Origin of the sequence: Streptomyces sp. NPDC053750, assembly GCF_044544295.1 — a bacterium.
GTDB lineage: Bacteria > Actinomycetota > Actinomycetes > Streptomycetales > Streptomycetaceae > Streptomyces.
The window spans coordinates 41,709-61,661 of record NZ_JBITXB010000006.1 but is presented as its reverse complement, the minus strand read 5'-3'; the positions used below and the strand labels follow the sequence as shown (position 1 = coordinate 61,661).

The 19,953-nt window shown below is 72.4% G+C and carries 16 protein-coding genes; 7 read left to right on the top strand and 9 right to left on the bottom strand.

All coding sequences use genetic code 11. The features are described 5' to 3' along the window. The first annotated feature begins 96 nt into the window (after nucleotides 1-96). The 3 genes from ACIGO6_RS18525 (at nucleotide 97) to ACIGO6_RS18515 (ending at nucleotide 4,385) form a co-directional block, all read left to right on the top strand. A complete protein-coding gene (locus tag ACIGO6_RS18525; protein WP_399877187.1) occupies nucleotides 97-945 on the top strand; it encodes a 3-hydroxyacyl-CoA dehydrogenase family protein in 849 nt (282 codons plus the stop codon). Nucleotides 946-1,137: 192 nt separating this feature from the next. Next, nucleotides 1,138-1,461, top strand: coding sequence for an STAS domain-containing protein (locus tag ACIGO6_RS18520; RefSeq protein WP_003973611.1), 324 nt, complete (start codon nucleotides 1,138-1,140; stop codon nucleotides 1,459-1,461). Between the two features lie 275 nt (nucleotides 1,462-1,736). Beyond that, a complete protein-coding gene (locus tag ACIGO6_RS18515) occupies nucleotides 1,737-4,385 on the top strand; it encodes an ATP-binding protein (RefSeq protein WP_399877184.1) in 2,649 nt (882 codons plus the stop codon). 105 nt (nucleotides 4,386-4,490) lie between these two features. On the opposite strand, the gene nucS is transcribed toward ACIGO6_RS18515, so the two are convergent. Then, nucleotides 4,491-5,162 (bottom strand): endonuclease NucS, encoded by a 672-nt coding sequence (gene nucS / locus ACIGO6_RS18510; RefSeq protein ID WP_399877182.1) that lies wholly within the window; start codon nucleotides 5,160-5,162, stop codon nucleotides 4,491-4,493. Nucleotides 5,163-5,443: 281 nt separating this feature from the next. Between nucS and ACIGO6_RS18505 the strand changes: the two genes are divergently transcribed. Then, nucleotides 5,444-5,836: an SCO5389 family protein gene (locus tag ACIGO6_RS18505; RefSeq protein ID WP_399877180.1), complete on the top strand. Its 393-nt coding sequence runs from the start codon at nucleotides 5,444-5,446 to the stop codon at nucleotides 5,834-5,836. 92 nt (nucleotides 5,837-5,928) lie between these two features. Here the strand turns inward: ACIGO6_RS18505 and ACIGO6_RS18500 are convergent, their stop codons facing one another. Then, nucleotides 5,929-6,957 carry an LLM class flavin-dependent oxidoreductase gene (locus ACIGO6_RS18500; protein WP_399877178.1) on the bottom strand — a complete coding sequence of 343 codons (1,029 nt, stop codon included), beginning with the start codon at nucleotides 6,955-6,957 and terminating at the stop codon, nucleotides 5,929-5,931. 256 nt (nucleotides 6,958-7,213) lie between these two features. On the opposite strand from ACIGO6_RS18500, the gene ACIGO6_RS18495 reads away from it, so the two are divergent. Continuing rightward, nucleotides 7,214-7,546 (top strand): ATP/GTP-binding protein, encoded by a 333-nt coding sequence (locus ACIGO6_RS18495; RefSeq protein ID WP_399877176.1) that lies wholly within the window; start codon nucleotides 7,214-7,216, stop codon nucleotides 7,544-7,546. Between the two features lie 12 nt (nucleotides 7,547-7,558). On the opposite strand, the gene ACIGO6_RS18490 is transcribed toward ACIGO6_RS18495, so the two are convergent. The 7 genes from ACIGO6_RS18490 to mce all read right to left on the bottom strand — a co-directional run bounded on the left by ACIGO6_RS18490 (nucleotide 7,559) and on the right by mce (nucleotide 17,543). Next, on the bottom strand, nucleotides 7,559-8,428 hold the full coding sequence (locus ACIGO6_RS18490) for an ABC transporter permease subunit (protein ID WP_399877173.1): 870 nt from the start codon (nucleotides 8,426-8,428) through the stop codon (nucleotides 7,559-7,561). Then, entirely contained in the window at nucleotides 8,425-9,687 is a 1,263-nt protein-coding gene (locus tag ACIGO6_RS18485) for an ATP-binding cassette domain-containing protein (protein WP_399877171.1), read from the bottom strand. Before ACIGO6_RS18485 ends, ACIGO6_RS18490 begins: the two co-directional genes overlap by 4 nt. A 162-nt stretch (nucleotides 9,688-9,849) precedes the next feature. Further along, nucleotides 9,850-10,626, bottom strand: coding sequence for an ABC transporter permease (locus ACIGO6_RS18480; RefSeq protein WP_399877169.1), 777 nt, complete (start codon nucleotides 10,624-10,626; stop codon nucleotides 9,850-9,852). Further along, a complete protein-coding gene (locus ACIGO6_RS18475; protein ID WP_399877167.1) occupies nucleotides 10,623-11,612 on the bottom strand; it encodes an ABC transporter ATP-binding protein in 990 nt (329 codons plus the stop codon). The genes ACIGO6_RS18480 and ACIGO6_RS18475 overlap by 4 nt, the downstream gene beginning before the upstream one ends. A 133-nt stretch (nucleotides 11,613-11,745) precedes the next feature. After that, nucleotides 11,746-12,681 carry a cellulose-binding protein gene (locus ACIGO6_RS18470; RefSeq protein ID WP_399877164.1) on the bottom strand — a complete coding sequence of 312 codons (936 nt, stop codon included), beginning with the start codon at nucleotides 12,679-12,681 and terminating at the stop codon, nucleotides 11,746-11,748. 207 nt (nucleotides 12,682-12,888) lie between these two features. After that, nucleotides 12,889-16,869, bottom strand: a complete 3,981-nt coding sequence (gene scy / locus ACIGO6_RS18465; protein WP_399877162.1) for a polarized growth protein Scy — start codon at nucleotides 16,867-16,869, stop codon at nucleotides 12,889-12,891. A 233-nt stretch (nucleotides 16,870-17,102) separates the two neighbouring features. Then, entirely contained in the window at nucleotides 17,103-17,543 is a 441-nt protein-coding gene (gene mce, locus ACIGO6_RS18460; RefSeq protein ID WP_399877159.1) for a methylmalonyl-CoA epimerase, read from the bottom strand. A 147-nt stretch (nucleotides 17,544-17,690) separates the two neighbouring features. Here mce and ACIGO6_RS18455 point away from each other — a divergent pair, with 147 nt between their 5' ends. Both ACIGO6_RS18455 and meaB read left to right on the top strand, forming a co-directional pair. After that, the gene (locus ACIGO6_RS18455; RefSeq protein WP_399877156.1) at nucleotides 17,691-18,914 is read left to right on the top strand and encodes an acetyl-CoA C-acetyltransferase; all 1,224 of its coding nucleotides are present in this window, start codon (nucleotides 17,691-17,693) and stop codon (nucleotides 18,912-18,914) included. Nucleotides 18,915-18,969: 55 nt separating this feature from the next. After that, entirely contained in the window at nucleotides 18,970-19,926 is a 957-nt protein-coding gene (meaB, locus tag ACIGO6_RS18450; RefSeq protein ID WP_399877154.1) for a methylmalonyl Co-A mutase-associated GTPase MeaB, read from the top strand. Nucleotides 19,927-19,953 lie beyond the last annotated feature (27 nt).

The window sequence follows — 19,953 nt, the reverse complement described above, 5'->3', positions numbered from 1 at the left end:
GACGTGACGCGCGTTACTAACCGGTCACACAGCCCCTCACTCCCGATAATCTCCGGCCGAGAGACGAGAGACAGCGCGTATCAGGGGAGTCGCACAGTGGCACGGAAGCTTGCCGTCATCGGAGCCGGCCTCATGGGGTCCGGCATCGCCCAGGTCTCCGCACAGGCGGGCTGGGACGTCGTCCTGCGGGACGTCACCGACGAGGCGCTCCGGCGCGGCACCGACGGCATCAGGGCCTCGTACGACAAGTTCGTCGCCAAGGGCAGGCTGGCCGCCGACGACGCCGAGGCCGCTCTCGCGCGCATCACCGCGACCACCGACCTGGACGCCGTCGCCGACGCGGACGTCGTCGTCGAGGCCGTCTTCGAGAAGCTGGAAGTCAAGCACGAGATCTTCCGTGCGCTCGACAAGCTGGTGAAGGACGAGGCGATCCTCGCGTCCAACACCTCCGCCATCCCGATCACCAAGATCGCGGCCGTCACGGAGCGCCCCGAACGGGTCGTCGGCACCCACTTCTTCTCGCCGGTCCCGATGATGCAGCTGTGCGAGCTGGTCCGCGGCTACAAGACCAGCGACGAAACCCTCGCCACCGCACGGGAGTTCGCCGAGTCCACCGGCAAGACCTGCATCGTCGTCAACCGCGACGTCGCCGGCTTCGTGACCACCCGTCTCATCTCCGCCCTCGTCGTCGAGGCCGCGAAGCTGTACGAGTCGGGCGTGGCCACCGCCGAGGACATCGACCTCGCCTGCAAGCTGGGCTTCGGTCATGCCATGGGGCCGCTGGCCACCGCCGACCTGACGGGCGTCGACATCCTGCTGCACGCCACGAGCAACATCTACACCGAGTCCCAGGACGAGAAGTTCGCACCGCCGGAGCTGATGCGCCGGATGGTGGACGCCGGTGACATCGGCCGCAAGAGCGGGCAGGGCTTCTACAAGCACTGAGTTCGCGGCGGCCCCGGGGAACGTCACACGCCGGGGTGAATTCGGTATCGGTTCGCTCACGGGCGGCAACCTCCGGTCGTTTCGGCCAGTCAGAGGGTGCAACACCTGATATCGCCGAGGGACCACAAGAAGAATCACCGAAGATCACCGAAGAATCGAAGAGACGACAAAGACGCACGCCGGGGAGCGCATATGCACATCAGGGGCGACCACGTCGAGCTGGTCGTCGGGGGCCGCCTCGACGTCCGCAGCGCGGCGGACGCCCGTACGGTCCTCCACTCGGCCGTCGACGACGGAGTCGGCGACCTGGTGCTGGACCTGTCAGAGCTGGACTCCTGGGACGCCACCGGGCTCGGCGTGATCATGGGGGCCCACCGGCGGGCCGGCCGCTGCGGCCGGCGGCTGGTGCTGCGCGGCGTACCACCGCAGATGCAGCGCCTGCTGGTGGCCACCCGGCTGCACCGGATCCTGGCCATCGAGGGCGGCATCGGAGTGGAGACCCTGCCCAGGGTGTGACGCCCCGGGCCGGGTGAGGCCCGGCGGGCGGGAGCGACCCGGACACCGCTCGGCGAATCGCCCGACACACGCAATCCTCACGAGACTGTGACGTCTCGGACGGGTCGGGACCCCGGACTGTCGGAGATACTGAGCGAAGGTTTAGGGTCTGGCTGCCCGCCGCTCGCAACCCACTGGCGGGCCCGGACCAGAAGCGACAGCGCGGTGTGCGGCAAGGCCGGGAGGGGTGGTCCCGACCGGGGTCCGCACACGACGCTTTTGGGGGGCTTGAACCTATGGACCCGACCAACCGGGGACCCGAGGAGTACGGCCAAGACGGCGACCACCAGGCGCCGCGCCCGCGCCCGCCCAGGGACCCCCTCACCTCCGACTTCGGCCAGCCCGCGCTCGCCCGCACGGTGCAGCTGGTCGCCGGCGACTTCCTGCTGACCGTCAACCCCGTCGACGGCAGCGAGATCGAGGTCTGCCCGCCCGCGGAGCGCCCCGACCGGCCCGAGAAGCTCACCGCGGCCGAACGCGCCGAGGTGGGCCGCGCCGCACGGCCGCCCGCCCCGCCGGGACCGACGCGGACCGTGCTGGGGCTGCTGGCCCGCGAGGACGAACGCGAACGACTGGTGCGACTGCTCGCCCGGGGCCGTTCCGTCCGTCTCACCGGCCCCGCCGGCTCCGGCCGCTCCAGCCTCCTCGACGTCGTCGCCGAGGACTGCGCGGGCCTCGCCCCCGACGGCGTCGTCCGCCTCAGCGGCTTCCACCGCACGGCCGACGACCTGCTCCACGACCTCTTCTACGCCGTCCACCGCGCGCCCCTGTACCGCCCGGAGCGCGCCGAGCTGCTCGACCGGCTCCGGGAGGTCGGCGCGGTCGTCGTCGTGGACGACCTCGAGTTCGGCGGCGCCGCCCTCGACGAACTGCTGGACGCCACTCCCGAGTGCGCCTTCCTCATCGGCACGACCCCGGACGTGCCCGCACCGTCCGCCGACTCGGCCGTCGAGGAGGTCTTCCTCACCGGCCTGGACCGCTCCGACGGTGTGGAACTGCTGGAGCGCGCCGCCGGCCGCACCCTCACCGAGGAGGAGGCCAACTGGGCCGGCGACCTCTGGTTCGAGTCCGAGGGCCTGCCGCTGCGCTTCGTGCAGGCCGGTGCCCTGCTGCGCCGGCGCGACCGGCAGCGGGCCGGTGCCGACGCCGTCGACGAGTTCGGCGTCTTCGCCGACGCCCGCCCGGCCGACGACACGCCCTACGACGCCGCCGAGGCCGACGCCGTACCCCTGCCGTCCCTCGGTGAGGCCGCCGCGCCCGCGCCGCTGCTCGCCTCCCGGCTGAGCGCCAGTGCCCGCGCCACCCTGGAGTTCGCCGTCGCGCTCGGCGGCGAGGTGCCGCACCAGGCGCATCTGCCCGCCCTCGTCGGCGACACCCACGCCGACGCCGCCCTCGGTGAGCTGGCCGACTGCGGACTGGTCTCGCCGGTCGGCTCCCGCTACCGGCTCGCCGCCGGGGTGCTCGCCCAGCTGGAGAGCGACGGATACGGCACCGACGTACGGGAGCGGGCGCTGGCCGCCGCCCAGCACTACGCCTGGTGGGCCGGCCACCCCTCGGTCACCCCGGAGCGGGTCTGTGCCGAGGCCGACGCCGTGCTGGCCGCCCTTGCCGTGCTGGTGCCGACCACCACCCCGCCCGCGGACGACGCGGAGAGCCCCGCCGTGCAGCTGGCCCGCACCGCGGCGCCGGCGTTCGCCGCCGGGCTGCACTGGAGCGCCTGGGAACGCGCGCTGCGCTCCGGCACCCAGGCCTCCCGGCTCGCCGGTGACGTGGCGGAACAGGCCTACTTCCACCACGAGCTCGGCGTCCTCGCGCTGTGCGGGGGGCAGCTCGACCGGGCCCGCGCCGAGCTGGAGGCCTCCATCGGGCTGCGCGGCGCGCTGTCCGACAAGCGCGGCGCCGTCGCGGGCCGCCGGGCCCTCGCGCTGGTCGCCGACCGCACCGGGGACACACCTGGTCCGGGCATCGCGGCGGGCGCGTTCGGTGCGGGCGCCGGTGCCGGCGCTGCCGGTCTCGGCGTCGTCGGGCTCGGCCTCGGCCCGACCGCGGGGGAGGAGGTGCCCGACGCCCGCAACGAGGAGTCGGCGTCGCCGGCCGCGGGCGTACCCGCGCCCTTCCCGCCGCTCCAGCCGTCCCCGCAGTCGCCGACCCTCGTCACCCGCCGCGAGCCGTCCGAGCGTCCGGCCAGGACGGTCGCGGGCGGCATCAAGGGCTACGCGCGGCGCAACCTCGTGGCCGCCGGCGCGGGCGCGCTGCTCGTCGCCGTGCTCGGCACGGTGGTGACCCTCGGCGCCACGTCCGAGAACGACGCCGGTGACCCCTCCGACCAGGTCGGCGTCAACCCGTCGGCCAGCCAGGGCATCGACGACGGCAGCCTGGGCGCCGACCGGCCCGAGGACGACGGTCAGGACCCGGGCGCCACCGCCGGAGCGACCGGCCGGCCGGCCGACCCCGGCCCGGACGGCAGCCCCGGCACGTCGGACGACCCGACTCCGAGCGAGTCGGGCCGCCCGTCGCAGGACGCGAGCAGCCCGGGCAGCACCGGTGACCCCACCGACGACGAGAGCCCGGACGACCCGGGCTCGCCGGACGAGTCGAGCAAGCCGCCGACCTCGCCGTCCACGAGGCCGACGACGCCGAAGCCGACGGACACCGAGCCGACCGATCCCGGGACGCCCACCCAGACCGAGGAGCCCACCACTCCGGCACCCACCGACACGGACCCGCCCGGGCCGTCGACCCCGCAGACGTCCGACACCGCCAGTGGCCCCGGCAGGCCCTCCACCACCGCCGGCAGCCCCTCGACCGCCACGCAGAGCAGCACCGCGACCGGCGGCTCGGGGACGCCGAGCGGCTCGGGGACGGCGACGGGCCAGGTCGTCTGACACCACCGGGACAGCACGAGAGGGCCGGGTCCGCCGCACGGACCCGGCCCTCTCGTACGCCGTGGACGTACGGGCGCCGCTCGGAACAGACGTACCGGACGCCGCTCAGAACAGCCGCAGCTTGTCGTCCTCGATGCCCCGCAGGGCGTCGTAGTCCAGGACCTGGCAGCCGATGCCGCGGTCCGTTGCGAGGACGCGGGCCTGCGGCTTGATCTCCTGGGCGGCGAAGACGCCGCGCACCGGGGCGAGGTGGGGGTCGCGGTTCAACAGCTCCAGATAGCGCGTGAGTTGCTCCACGCCGTCGATCTCTCCGCGCCGCTTGATCTCGACCGCGACGGTTCCGCCGTCGGCGTCACGGCACAGGATGTCGACGGGGCCGATGGCGGTCATGTACTCGCGGCGGATGAGGGTGTAGCCCTCGCCCAGCGTCTCGATGCGGTCGGCGAGCAGCTCCTGGAGGTGCGCTTCCACGCCGTCCTTGATCAGGCCGGGATCGACGCCCAGTTCGTGCGAGGAGTCGTGGAGGATCTCCTCCATCGTGATGATGAGCTTCTCGCCCGCCTTGTTGACGACGGTCCAGACGCCCTCCTCCTCGCCGGTGCCCTCCTTCAGCGTGCAGGGCGGCGACATCCAGTTGAGGGGCTTGTAGGCCCGGTCGTCGGCGTGGATCGAGACGCTGCCGTCCGCCTTGACCAGGATCAGGCGGGGAGCCGAGGGCAGATGGGCGGTGAGCCGCCCGGCGTAGTCGACCGAGCAGCGGGCAATGACGAGACGCATGGTCGGCAACGCTACTCGACGCGCCCGGTCCGACGCGATTCGCCTCCGCCCGTCGCGCCCCCGCGGGCCGTCCCACTTCTCCCATTGGACCCGTGTTGCGCACTGGCCGATTGTGTTCCTACCGGATGGTGTCCATCTGGGCATTCTCCTGGTGCCGCCCCGATCGGTTGCTTACGGTATTGAACGGGAGGTCGCGAAGTGTGTACGCAGCGTGTTCGCTGTCGCGCACTCCCTTAACTGTCCGGCAACCCCTGCTGGTCGGGGGTGCGAGAGGAGAACCCATGTCGCTCGACGTCTCACCGGCCCTACTCGAACAGGCCGAGCGAGGCGAGGTCGACGAAGCAGCCTTCGTCGACTGCGTCCGGACTTCCCTGCCCTACGCATGGGAGATGGTCAGCTCCCTGGTGGCACAGCTGAAGGTCGACGGTGGAGCGTTCGCCGACAACCAGACGCCCCCGCCGGACGAGCAGGCGCGCGGTCAGCTTCTGCGTGCGCTCGCGAGTGACGCCATACGCGGTGCACTGCAGCGGCACTTCGGAGTGCGGCTGGCCTTCCAGAACTGCCACCGGGTGGCGGTGTTCCCGTTGGACTCCTCTGTCGACGAGACGCTGACCAAGTTCACCTCGGTGCGCAGCCAAGTACTGAACCAGTCGCCGGAGTTCCGCGACTGCTGAGGTGACGATCGTCGGCTTGCCGCTCCGTACGCGGGAGGTGCAGTCTGTACCGGAGCGGCAAGCCCCTCGCCCGGGGCCACGGGTGGTGCCCGTCAGCGGAGCTGGGGGAGTACCTCGGTCCCGAGCCGCCGTACGTTCTCCTCCGTCGCCGCGAGGTCTCCGGACCCCTCGACGAGCAGGGCGAAACGGGAGATTCCGGTCCGCTCGCCGGTCGCCGCGAGCCGGTCCGCGCACAGCCGGGGCGGGCCCACCGGGTGGAGCCCGCAGAGCAGTTCGGTGTACGCGTGCGGGTCGCGCATCTGCCGGGCGCGGCCGTCCACCGTGACATGGGCGTCCAGCCCCTGCCGCAGCCAGCCCGGCATCGCCTTGAGCAGGGTCTCCGCCGCGTCCGTGCGCCGGTCCGCGATCTGGCAGACGCCGGCCGAGACATGGGCCGCGCCGTGGATCTCGTCCGACGGCCGCCCGGCCGCGCGGGCGTGCCCGCGCCACAGGGCGACCATCTCGGCCTTCTCCTCGTCCCCGACGTGCATCCCGAGCAGCATCGGCAGCCCGCGCTCGGCCGCCATGCGCACGCTCGCCGGTGAGGTGCAGGCCACGACGACCTCCGGGCCCGGGGCCTCCGACAGGGACTCCGAGGGACGCGGGACGACGGGCACCTCGCGGAACCGGAAGCGGCCCTCCGAGGAGCCGACGGCCGGTTCGCGCAGCCAGCGGAGCAGCAGGTCGAGGGAGCCGGGGAACCCCTCCTCGTACGCCTCCAGGCCGGCGCCGAACACCTCCAGGTCGACCCACGGGCCGCCCCGGCCCAGGCCCAGCGAGAACCGGCCCCCGCTCGTGACGTGCAGCAGGGCGGCCTGCTCGCCGAGCGCCACGGGGTGGACGGTGGGCAGCACGCTGACCGCCGTGCCGACCCGGATGCGGCGGGTGCGGCCCAGCAGCAGCGCGGCCAGGGTCACGGCCGACGGACACGTGCCGTACGGCACGAAGTGGTGCTCGGCCAGCCACACCGCGTCGAGCCCCGCCTCCTCGGCGACCTCGGCCGAACGGACCGCGCGGTGCAGCGCCTCGCCCTGGCCCTGGCCCGGGAACTGGGCGCCCAACACGAAACTTCCTACGCGCATTGCTTTTCCTGCTTCCTCGGCTCCGACACGGAGCTCCCCCACAGGGCATAACCGTCCGACACGTGCCGAGGACACGGTCGGGTGATGGGATTTGCGGATTGTCTGCAAAATCAGCCGGTGTGGAGAGGTGCTGCGGTGGCCCTCGGAGAAGCCCGCGCGGGGGAGTTGTGGTGGTTGGTGCCGTACGCGTACCCCGCCGCGCGCCGCGTAGGCTGGACGCGGCCCGTAGTTCCTGTATAGCTCCGTGAGGTGTTCTGTGTCCCCGCGTCGCAACCGACCCAAGGGAGCCGGTTCGTCCGGCCGGAGCGCCGAGGACGACGCCTCCGGCCGCTACGGCGGCCTGCAGTCCTCGGAGAGCTGGCAGGGCGAGGACTGGAGCGTACGGCACGTGGCGGGCGCGAGCGCGCAGGGCAAGTCGTACCGCTGCCCGGGCTGCGACCAGTTGATCCCGGACGGCGTCCCGCACGTGGTGGCGTGGCCGGCCCACTCGGGCGTCGACGACCGCCGGCACTGGCACAAGGCCTGCTGGAACGCGAAGGACCGCCGCACCACGCGGGTGCAGCGGTCCCGTAACGCGCCGAGGTTCTAGGGTCTGGGCGGGTCAGACGTCCCGCTTCTCCAGCAGGGCGAAGGCGCCGGCGAACGCCGCCGCCGTCACGCCGAGCACGATCCACAGCGGGTCCCAGCCGGACGGCCCGGACTCGGAGAGCGAGTTGGCGTAGAAGATGCTCATCTGGTTCGGGATCGAGTACTCGAACAGGGCCTGCTGCACGTCCTTCAGCGACTCCGAGAACATGAACAACGCGATCACCAGCGGGGCGAGCAGGGCCCCGATCATGATGGTGATGGCGCCCGCCGAGTGGCGGATGATCGATCCGACGGCCAGCGAGAGCATGCCGAGCAGCGCCACGTAGAGCGAGACGCCGACGGTGCCCTTCAGCCACTCGCCGCCGGTGGGGTCGCCGGCCCCGTTGTCCTCCAGCATGGTCACGTGCAGCAGGCCGACGAGCGTGGCGGACACCAGCGTCACCACGAACGCGAGCAGGAAGAACACGATCGCCTTGGCCGCGAGGACCCGGCCGCGGCTCGGGCACGCCGTCATCGTGGTGCGCACCATGCCGGTGCCGTACTCCGAGGCGGTGGTCAGCACGCCGAGGGTGATCAGGCAGATGCTGCCGAGCAGCAGGCCGAAGAAGCCGAGGGCGAGCGGGCTCTCGCCGTCCACATCGGTGTCCGAGCTCGCCACCACCAGGCCGGTGAGCAGGCCGAGGCCGAGGACCAGCAGGACGAAGACGCCCAGCGTCCACATCGTCGAGCGCACCGACTTGATCTTCGTCCACTCGGAGGCGAGCGCGTGTCCGAGGTGCGTGCGCACCACCGGGATCGGCGACGTGTACGTGGGGTAGGGCGAGCCGGGCGCCGCCTGCCAGTCGGGTGCGGCCTGCGGCATCGGGGGCTGGGGCGTGCTCATCGGGCGTCCTCGGGCTTGGTCGGGTCGGTGACGGGCGCGGGGGCGGGTGAGGGGGCGGCACCGGACGGCGCGGGGGCCTGGGCGGGTGCCTGCGGCGCCTGCTGCGCGTACGGGTTGGCCGGCTGACCGCCCGGCACCGCGCCGGGCACCGCCGGGGCGCCGTACGGGCCCGCCGGGGCCTGGCCCGGGGCGCCCTGCGGTGCGCCCTGCGGCGCCGCGAAGGGCTGACCGCCCTGCTGGGGCGGCGGCGGGGCGTACCAGCCGGGCTGGCCCTGCCCGGGCACCGGCATCGGCGGCTGCGCGCCGGGCGGCAGCGGCTGCTGGAGCCCGGCCTTCTGGTCGGCGGTCGACCGGTAGTCGACGGCGCCCTGCGTCATCCGCATGTACGCCTCCTCCAGCGAGGCCTGGTGCGGCGACAGCTCCCACAGCCGTACGTCGCTGTCGTGCGCGATGTCGCTGATCCGGGGCAGCGCGAGACCGGTCACCCGCAGCGCGCCGTCCTGCTCGGGCAGCACGTGCCCGCCCGCCTCGGTCAGCGCGGACGTCAGCTTCTCGCGCAGCTGCGGCTCGCTGTCCGGCGTCCGCACGCGCGCGAAGTCGGCGGAGTTGGCCGAGATGAAGTCCTTCACGCTCATGTCGGCGAGCAGCTGGCCGCGTCCGATGACGATCAGGTGGTCGGCGGTCAGCGCCATCTCGCTCATCAGGTGCGAGGAGACGAAGACGGTACGGCCCTCCGCCGCGAGCGCCTTCATCAGGTTGCGCACCCAGTGGATGCCCTCGGGGTCGAGGCCGTTGACCGGCTCGTCGAAGAGCAGCACCTGGGGGTCGCCCAGCAGGGCCGCGGCGATGCCCAGCCGCTGGCCCATGCCGAGGGAGAAGCCCTTGGAACGCCGCTTGGCCACGTCCTGGAGGCCGACCACGCCGAGCACCTCGTCCACGCGCCGGGCGGGGATGCCGGACAGCTGGGCCAGGCTCAGCAGGTGGTTGCGGGCGGACCGGCCGCCGTGCACCGCCTTGGCGTCGAGCAGCGCGCCGACCTGGCGGGGGGCGTTGGGCAGCTTGCGGTACGGGTGGCCGCCGATGGTCACATGACCGGCGCTGGGGTTGTCCAGGCCGAGGATCATGCGCATCGTCGTCGACTTGCCCGAACCGTTGGGTCCGAGGAAGCCGGTGACGGCACCGGGCCGCACCTGGAAGGACAGGTTGTACACAGCGGTCTTGTCGCCGTAGCGCTTGGTCAGGCCGACAGCCTCGATCATGCTCCGCACCCATCGAATGGTTCAGGACAGCAGGGCACACGCCCCCGTAAGGGTTAGGAGGATATCCAGGCGCTGACGGTTCCGTTCAAGCGCGGGCAAAATCCGTCAGCGGTTCTCAGGCCCCGTCCTCGATTCCCGCACGGAATCCCGCACGCCCGATCCTCAGGCGTCCCGCCGCTTGAGGACCACGTAGCCGCCGACGAGCGCCGCGATCACCCACAGGGCCATGATCCCGAGGCCGCCCCACGGACCGTACGGGACGTCGTCGTCGAGCGGGGCGACCACCTGCATGATCTTGCTGCCGGCCTGGTCGGGCAGGAACCGGCCGACCTTCTCCGTCGCCGGGACGTTGCCCAGGATGTTGGAGATCAGGAAGAAGAACGGCATCAGGATGCCCAGCGACAGCATCGGCGAGCGCAGCATCGCGGCCACGCCCATCGAGAACATCGCGATCAGGGTCATGTACAGGCCGCCGCCGATGACCGCGCGCAGCACGCCCGGATCGCCGATCGACGCCTTGAGGTCGCCGAGCATCGCCTGGCCGAGGAAGAAGGTGGCGAAGCTGGTGACCATGCCCACGACGAGGGCGAGGGCGGTGGCCACCGCGATCTTGCTGAACAGGAAGGTGCCGCGCTGGGGCACGGCGGCCAGCGAGGTGCGGATCATGCCGGAGCTGTACTCGTTGCCCACGACCAGGACCCCGAACACGATCATCGCCAGCTGGCCGAGGCTGGTGCCGGCGAAGCTGATGAACGTCGGGTCGAAGGCGATCCGGTCCTGCGGGCTCAGGTTGTCGAACTCGCTCTTCGACAGGGCCGAGATCAGCATGCCGAGGGCGATGGTGACGACCACGGCGAGGGACAGCGTCCACACGGTGGACGCGACCGAACGGATCTTGGTCCACTCGGACCGGACGACCTGTGCCGCCGTCATGCTCATCCCTTCCTCCAGTCGCTGCCCCACTGCTGCTGTTGCGCTTGCTGCTGTTGTTGCTGCTGGGGCACCGGCCCGGCCGGCTGCCCGTCGTGCGCGTGGTATTCCACCGACTCCGCGGTCAGCTGCATGAACGCCTCTTCCAGCGAGGCCCGCTGCGGGCTCAGCTCGTGCAGCACGATCTGGTGCCGCGCCGCCAGCTCGCCGACGGCCTCGGACTTGTCGCCGTCCACTTCGAGGACCCCGGCGCCGGACTCGACGGCCGTGATCCCCGCGCCGCCCAGCACATCGAGCAGCCGTTCGCGCTGCGGGCTGCGGATCCGGACGTAACTGCGCGAGTTCTCCGCGATGAACTCGGCCATCGAGGTGTCCGCCAGCAGCCTGCCCTGGCCGATGACGACCAGGTGATCCGCCGTCAGCGCCATCTCGCTCATCAGGTGCGAGGAGACGAAGACCGTACGGCCCTGGGCGGCCAGGGTCTTCATCAGATTGCGGATCCAGTGGATGCCCTCGGGGTCGAGGCCGTTGACCGGCTCGTCGAACATCAGGATCCGCGGGTCGCCGAGCAGCGCGCCGGCGATGCCGAGCCGCTGGCCCATGCCGAGGGAGAAGCCCTTGGTCTTCTTCCGGGCGACCGCCGACAGCCCGACCGTGTCCAGGACCTCCCGCACCCGGCTCGCCGGAATGCCGTTGCTCTGCGCGAGGCACAGCAGGTGGTTGTAGGCACTGCGCCCGCCGTGCCAGGCCTTGGCCTCCAGCAGCGCGCCGATGTACGTCAGCGGGTTCCTGAGCTCGTCGTAGTGCTTGCCGTCGATCCGGACGTCCCCGGCGGTGGGCCGGTCCAGGCCCAGCACCATGCGCATGGTGGTCGACTTGCCCGCACCGTTGGGCCCGAGGAAGCCCGTGATGATGCCGGGTCTGACGGTGAAGGAGAGATTGTTGACCGCCACCTTCTCGCCGTACCGCTTGGTCAGGCCCTCGAGCTCGATCATGCCGCCCACGCTAGAACGGGACGAAGCCCACTGCCACCCCAGTGACAGAAGGCTTCGCCGTCGTTCTCGTTCCGTCTTGTTCTGCCTTGTTCCGTGCGTGTCCGGTGCCTGTCCGGTGCGTGTACGCCCGGGGTCAGCGGGACTGCTGGGCCGGGACCCCGCGGGTGACCGATTCGTCCTCGGTCGGCGTGCCGGCGGCGGCCACCGCGGCGCCCGTGAGGGTCGCCAGCATCTCGCGCACGTTGGTCAGCTGCGCGTTGATGGAGTCGCGGCGGTTGGTGAGGGCGGCGAGCTCGCGCTCCGATTCCGAACGGATCCGGTCGGCCTTGGCGTTGGCGTCGGCCACGATGTCCTCGGCCTGGCGCTGCGCCGTCTCGACGGTCTGGCGGGCGCGGCGCTCGGCGTCCGTGCGCAGCTTCTCCGCCTCCAGGCGCAGCTGCTCCGCCCGGTGCTCGATCTCCGCGAGCCGCTTCTCGGCCTTGGCCTGACGGGAGGCCAGGTCGCGCTCGGACTGCTCGCGGCGCTTGGCGAGGTTCGTCTCGAAGTCGGCGGCGGCCTGCGCGGCCTTGGCGCGGGTCTCCTCGAAGAGGGCGTCCGCCTCCTCACGCTTGGACTGCGCGTCCTTCTGCGCCTCCGAACGCAGCTGCGAGGCGTCGCCCTTGGCCTTCTCGACGATCCGAACGCCCTCGTCCTCGGCCTTCGCCTTGCGCTCCGCCGCGTACGACTCCGCGTCGTTGCGCACCTGCTGGGCGGCCGACTCGGCGAGCTCGCGGTGCTGCTCGGCCGCGCGCCGGGCCTCCTCGCGCAGGTCCTTGGCCTCTTCCTCGGCGAGACGCAGGATCTTCTCGACCCGGGCACCGAGACCGGCGTACGACGGCTCGGCGTCGTTCACCTGGGCCTGGGCGTTCTGGGTCTCGAGGTGGAGCTCCTCGATGCGCTTTTCCAGAGCGGTGATGCGGGCGAGAGCGCTGTCACGGTCGGAGACGAGCTTGGAGATGCGTTCGTCCACCTGAGCGCGGTCGTACCCACGCCGCACAAGCTCGAAGCCGTAGGGGGAAGTGTCGCTCATGGGGTTCCTGTCGAAAGAGACCGGGTGAGGTGATAGAGGGAATCCTAGGCGCCAATGCGGTGTGTCATCGAGCGGATGCACGTTTGATACGGAGAATGACACCTCTTTCGGGTGGCTGACCTCCCGAAGGCTTGCCAAAGTTCTGGTCAAGGGTTTGGCCGGGTTTCGGCCAAAGATCTCCAGGACACACCGAAACCACCCCGAGCGCTAGCCCTCTGACGACTTGCCACCCGAACGTGGGGCACCCACCGTGGCTCCGGCCTTGACCCCGCTCTCCTTGCCGCCCGCCGGCGCCTCGAAGGACTCCAACGCCTCCAGCACGTCCTGCACCCGCGAGATCTCGGCGTTGATGTCCTCGCGGCGCCGCACCAGGACCTCCAGCTCGCGCTTGCCCTCGTCGACCGTGCGCCGGGCCTCCTGGACCGCCTCGGCCTTGAGCTCCTCGGCCTCCCGGACCAGCGAGGCCTTCTTCTGCTCGGCCTCCTTCAGCAACCCCTCGGCCTTCTTGACGGCGGCGATGCGCACCTTGCCGGCCTCGGAGTTGGCCTCCGACACCAGCTCCTTGGCCTTCGCCTCCGCCTTGGCGAGCTGCTCCTCCGCGGCCTTGATCAGCGCGTCGCAGCGGTCGCCGGCCGACTTCATCGTCTCGGCGGCCTCGCGGCGGGCCCGCTCGTGCAACTCCTCGATCTCGCCGGTGAGACGCTCGCGCAGCTCCTCTGCGCGCTCCCGGACGGCGGTCGCGTCCCGGCGCGCGCCGACCAGCAGCTCGTCCGCGTCCGTACGGGCCTTCTCCACCCGCGCGTTGCCCTCGACCGTCGCCTCCGCGACGATCCGGTCGGCCTCCGCGCGGGCCGCGCCGACCATCGTGTCGGCCTGCGACTCGGCGTCCGCGGTGGCCTTCTGGGCCTGCTGCTGGGCCTCGGTGAGCAGCTTGTCGGCCTCGGCCGTCGTCTCCGTGATGAGCGTGTCGACCTGCTCGGCCGCCTCCGAGCGCCGCTTGTTGGCGTCCTTGCGCGCCTCGTCGAGGGTGCGCTCGGCCTCCTCGCGCGCGGCCGCGGTGACCCGCTCGGCCTCCGCCGCCGCCTCCTGACGGACCCGCTCGGCCTCGCTGCGCATCCGCTCGGCGTGCTGCTGCGCGGCGCCGACCGTCTCGGCGGCCTCGGCCCGCAGCCGCTCCGCCTCCCCGGTGGCCTCCGAGACCATCTGCTCGGCCCGGGCACTCGCCTCGGACCGCACCCGGTCGGCCTCGGCGACCGTCTCCGCGGTGAGCCGCTCCGCCTCCGCGCGGGCCTCGGACCGCACCCGCTCGGCCTCGTCCGCCGCCTCGCCGCGGACCCGCTCCGCCTCCGCGACCGTCTCCGTCCGGAGCCGGTCGGTGTCGGCCACCGTCTCCGTGGTGAGGCGCTCCGCCTCGGACCGCGCCTCGGTGATCAGGGTGTCCGCCTGCGTCGCCGCGTCGGACCGGATGCGGTTGGCGTCCTCACGGGCGTCCGCCCGGGTGCGCGACGCGGACTGCTCCGCCTCGGCGATGGCGTCCGAGGCCTCCGTGCGCACCCGCTGGGCGTGCTCGGAGACGTCCGCACGGATCCGGTCGGCCTCAGCGATCGCCTCGGACACGGTCCGCTCGGCCAGCGCCTTGGCGGCCTCCGTCTCCTCCTGCGCCTCGCGCCGCAGCCGTCCGGCGTCCTCGCTCGCCCGCTCCCGCTCGGCGTAGGCGTCGGCGCGGACCCGGTCCGCCTCCTCCTCGGCCTCGCGCCGGGTGCGCTCCGCCGCGTGCTCGGCGGCGCTGCGCAGCCCGGTGATCTCCTCCTGCGCCTGCTCGTGCAGCCCGGCGACCGAGTCCCGTACCTGCTGTGCGTGCTGCTCGGCGGCCGACACCATCTCGGTGGCGCGCCGGTCGGCCTCCTCGACCAGGCGGACCGCCTCGGCCTGAGCCTCCTCCACACGGGTGCGAGCCGAGGCCAGCAGCTCCTCGCTCTGCTCGCGGGCCCGCCGGCGCTCCTGGTCGGCCTCCTGCCGGGCCGATCCGAGCAGCTCCTCGGCCTCGCGGCGGCGCCGGGCGGCCTCCTCCTGCGCGGCGGCCAGCGCCTCCGACGCCTCGGCGGCGATGCGCTCGGCGGCCGTCTGCGCCTCCGCCCGCACCCGGTCGGCGCTCTCCTGCGCCTCCGACTTCAGCCGCTCCGCCTCGCCCGCGGCCTCCGACCGCAGCCGTACGGCGACGGCCTCGCCCTCCGCGCGGGAGGCGGAGGCGTCCGCGGCGGCCTCGGTGCGCAGCCGCTCGGCCTCCGTCTCGGCCTGCTGCTGGAGCGTACGGATCCGCTCCGCGGCCTCGGTCCGCAGCCGCTCGCTCTCCTCGGCGGCCTCGCGGCGGATCCGCTCGCCCTCCGCGCGGGCCTCCGACAGCGCCTCCTCGGCGGCGGTGCGGCGCTCCTCGGCCTCCGTCTGCAGCCGCGTCAGCTCCTCGGCGGCCTCCGCCCGACGGGCCTCGACGGCGCGCTCGGTCTCCTCGCGCAGCTCGCGGGCGGCCCGCTCGGCCTCCGCCTGGAGCTCCTCGGCGCGCTCCTCGGCCTCCGTGCGGTGCCGCTCGGCCTCGGCGCGGGTGCGCTCCAGGGTCTCCTCGGCCTGCCGGCGCAGCGTCGTCGCGCGCTCGATGGCCTCGGTGCGGACCTTCTCGCTGTCCGCCGTCGCGGTCTGCCGCAGCTCGTCCGCGTCCGCCTTGGCCTTGGCGAGCAGCTCCTCGGCGGTCTTCGCCGCCTCCTCGATCTGCGCCACGGCCTCCTTGCGGGCCTCCGCGCGGATCTTCTCGCCCTCGGCGACCGCGTCGGCGCGCAGCTGCTCGGCCTCACCGCGCAGCCGGCGCGCCTCCTCCTGGAGCTCGACCGTCTTGGCCCGGTACTCCTTGGTGTCGTCCTTCGCCGCGCCCTTGAGCTGCTCGGCGATGTCGTGCGCCTCGGCCCGCAGCCGGTCCGCCTCGGCCTCGGCCTCGGTGCGGATCCGCTCGGCCTCCTCGGTGGCCGCCTTCGTGGTCCGCTTGGCGTCCTCCGACGCCTTGTTCAGCACGTCCTCGGCGGTCTTCGCCGCCTTGGACAGCTGGGTGGCCGACTCCTCGGCGGTGAGCGTACGGGCCTTCTCGGCGGCCTCGGCGACGATCTTCTCGGCCTCGGCACGGGCGTCCGCGACCAGCTGCTCGGCCTCGGACCTGGTGGTCTCGGCGTCCTTGGTGGCCTCGCTGACCAGCCGGGCGACCTGCTCCTTGGCGGTGCGGGTGCGCTGCTCGTTGGCCGACTCGGCGCTCGCGAGGGTCTTGGCCGCGGACTCCTTGGCCTCGGCGACCAGCTTCTCGGCCTCGGTCTGCGCCTTGCGCAGCGCCTCCTCGGCCTCGGACATGCGCTGCTCGGCGGCCCGGCCCAGCTCCTGGGCCTGCCGACGGGTGGTCTCCGACTCGGAGGCCGTGGAGCTGCGCAGCTGCTCGGCGTGGTCGGTGGCCTCCTGGGCCTGCGTGGACGCGGCGTTCAGCAGCCGCTCGGCGTCGGTGCGGGCGCGGCGCAGGATCTGCTCGGCCTCGGCGCGGGCGCTCTCGGCGTCGCTGCGCAGCCGCTCCCGGGCCTCGGAGGTCAGCCGCTCGGCCTCCGCGCGGGCCGCGGCCATGGCCTGCTCGGCCTCGGCCCGGGACTCGTCGAGCAGCCGGCGGGCCTGCTGCTCGGTGCGGGCACGCAGCTGCTCCGCCCACGCCACGTTCTCGTTGACGTGCGACTCGACGGTCTGCCTGCGCTCGGCCAGCTCCTGGTCCAGCTGCTGGCGGCGGGTGACCGCCTCCTGGTGCAGCTCGGCCTGGAGCCGGGCGGCCTGCTCGGCGTGCTCCTGGAGGATGCGCTGGGTCTGTGCCCTGGCCTGGCTCAGCTCGCGCTCGGCGTCCGCGCGCAACTGGTCGGCCTGCGTCTGCGCATTGCGCAGCAACTGCTCGGCCTGGTACCCGATGTCGCCGCCGTCGAAGGCGGGCCGGGACATGATGGTGCGCCGCGCCTCGTGCAACTTGGCGCGCAGCACCTCGACCTGGTAGCCGAGGTCCTCGGCGTGCTGGATCGCCTTTTCCCGCTCGGTCTTCAGCCGCTTCATCTCGGCCTCGAACCGAGAGAGGTGGTCGACGTCAGCCGCCGGCTCTCGCTCCTGGCTCTCGTAGCCCCGCACTGCGCGGTCCCATCCGTCCCCTGGTCGCAAATCCCTTAGAACGAGCTCCGTCCGTCCGCCGAACGGGGCCCCCGGGGAATGGTGTCAGACCGACGGCGGAGCATGGGCTGCTGCCCCGTCGCCCGCCCCCCGGAACACGACCCCGGCGATCCCGCCGTCACCGACAACAGGACCGGGTCACCCTGGACTGAGCGGCGACCGCACCCAACCCTACCGGCCCCTATGTACGAGGGTCAGTGCTCAGGTGACTCAACGGCCGCCGAAGTGACCAGTTCTGTCAGTACGCCATGACAGTCCTTGGGGTGCAGGAAGGTGATCCGGGACCCCATGGAACCGCGCCGGGGCTCGTCGTACAGAACGCGTACGCCCTTCTCCCGGATGTCCGCGGCGTCCGCGTCCACGTCCGCCGTGCCGAACGCGATGTGGTGGACGCCCTCGCCGTTCTTGGCCAGCCACTTCCCGACCGCGGAGTCCTCGCGGGTCGGCTCGAGGAGCTGGAGGTAGGAGGCGCCGCCGTCGGAGGTCTCGTTGATCTTGAGCATGGCCTCACGCACCCCCTGTTCCTCGTTGACCTCGGTGTGGAACACCTCGAAGCCGTACGTGGCACGGTAGAACTCGACGGTCGCGTCGAGGTCGTGGCAGGCGATTCCGATGTGGTCGATTCTCGTCAGCATGGATTCAGTGCAGCGCTCCGGAGGTGGTTACGCAACGTGCGCGCGATCACACCGACCGCCGGGTGACGGGCGGCATACCGCTCAGTACATTCAAGTAAACCCTCGTTCACTCCTCGGCTGTGCAGGCCGGTAAGGGGATCGCAGCTCATGTCTTCTGGAACCTCTGGAACCTCTGGGACGAACGGCACGACCTCCGTCATCGTCGCGGGTGCCCGCACCCCGATGGGGCGGCTGCTCGGCTCGCTGAAGTCCTTCTCCGGAGCCGACCTCGGCGGCTTCGCGATCAAGGCCGCCCTCGACCGTGCGGGGATCGGTGGCGACCAGGTGCAGTACGTGATCATGGGGCAGGTGCTCCAGGCCGGTGCCGGGCAGATCCCGGCCCGCCAGGCCGCCGTCAAGGCCGGCATCCCCATGAACGTCCCGGCGCTCACGATCAACAAGGTGTGCCTGTCCGGCCTCGACGCCATCGCACTCGCCGACCAGCTCATTCGCGCGGGTGAATTCGACGTGGTCGTGGCCGGCGGCCAGGAGTCCATGACCAACGCCCCGCACCTGCTGCCGAAGTCCCGCGAGGGCTTCAAGTACGGCGCGGTCGAGATGCTCGACGCCATGGCGTACGACGGTCTGACCGACTCCTTCGAGGGCATCGCCATGGGCGAGTCCACCGAGAAGCACAACACCCGCCTCGGCATCGCCCGCGAGGCCCAGGACGAGATCGCCGCCCTGTCCCACCAGCGCGCCGCCGCCGCCCAGAAGAACGGCCTCTTCGAGGCCGAGATCACCCCGGTCGAGATCCCGCAGCGCAAGGGCGACCCGGTGCTGTTCAGCAAGGACGAGGGCATCCGCGGCGACACCACCGCCGAGTCGCTCGGCAAGCTCCGCCCGGCCTTCTCCAAGGACGGCACGATCACCGCGGGCTCCTCCTCGCAGATCTCCGACGGCGCGGCGGCCGTCGTCGTCATGAGCAAGGCCAAGGCGCAGGAGCTGGGCCTGGAATGGCTCGCCGAGATCGGCGCGCACGGCAATGTGGCCGGGCCGGACAACTCTTTGCAGTCGCAGCCGTCGAACGCCATCCAGCACGCCCTGAAGAAGGAGGGCCTGGACGTCGCGGCCCTCGACCTGATCGAGATCAACGAGGCGTTCGCCGCCGTCGCCGTACAGTCAATGAAGGACCTCGGCGTATCCACCGAAAAGGTGAACGTCAACGGTGGTGCGATCGCCCTGGGGCACCCGATCGGCATGTCCGGCGCCCGACTCGTCCTGCATCTGGCGCTGGAGCTGAAGCGGCGCGGCGGCGGGGTCGGCGCGGCGGCGCTGTGCGGCGGCGGCGGCCAGGGCGACGCGCTGATCGTGCGGGTACCCAAGGCCTGACTTCGGGTCACCGGGCAACGACCCGCGTGACGACTTCTCACTGAACGGAGCTGTGATGCAGGACGTCTCCTCGCTGGTCGCCCAGGCCAGAGAAGGCCGGCCGCGGGCCGTGGCCCGGCTGATCTCCCTGGTGGAGGGGGCGTCCCCGCAGCTCAGGGAGGTCATGGCGGCCCTCGCGCCGCTCACCGGCAACGCGTACGTCGTCGGCCTGACCGGCTCGCCGGGTGTCGGCAAGTCCACCTCCACCTCGGCGCTGGTGACGGCGTACCGCACACAGGGCAAGCGGGTCGGCGTCCTCGCCGTCGACCCGTCCTCCCCCTTCTCCGGCGGTGCCCTGCTCGGCGACCGCGTCCGCATGTCGGAGCACGCCTCCGACCCGGGCGTCTACATCCGCTCGATGGCGACCCGCGGCCACCTCGGCGGCCTCGCCTGGGCGGCCCCGCAGGCGATCCGCGTCCTGGACGCGGCCGGCTGCGACGTGATCCTGGTCGAGACGGTGGGCGTCGGGCAGTCGGAGGTCGAGATCGCCTCGCAGGCCGACACCTCCGTCGTCCTCCTCGCCCCGGGCATGGGCGACGGCATCCAGGCCGCCAAGGCAGGGATCCTGGAGATCGGCGACGTCTACGTCGTCAACAAGGCCGACCGGGACGGCGCGGACGCCACCGCACGCGAGCTGAACCACATGCTGGGCCTCGGCGAGGCCCGCGGCCCCGGCGACTGGCGCCCGCCCATCGTCAAGACGGTCGCCGCCCGCGGCGAGGGCGTCGACGAGGTCGTCGAGGCGCTGGAGAAGCACCGCGCGTGGATGGAGGAGCGCGACGTCCTCGCCGAACGACGCAGGGCCCGCGCCGCCCGCGAGGTCGAGACCATCGCCGTCACCACCCTGCGCGAACGCATCGGCGACCTCCACGGCGACCGCCGTCTGGGAGCCCTGGCGGAACGCATCGTGGCGGGCGACCTCGACCCGTACCGCGCGGCGGACGAACTGGTGACGGGCCTGACGAACGGCTGACGCCGGACGGGACCCGAAAAAGCCGGC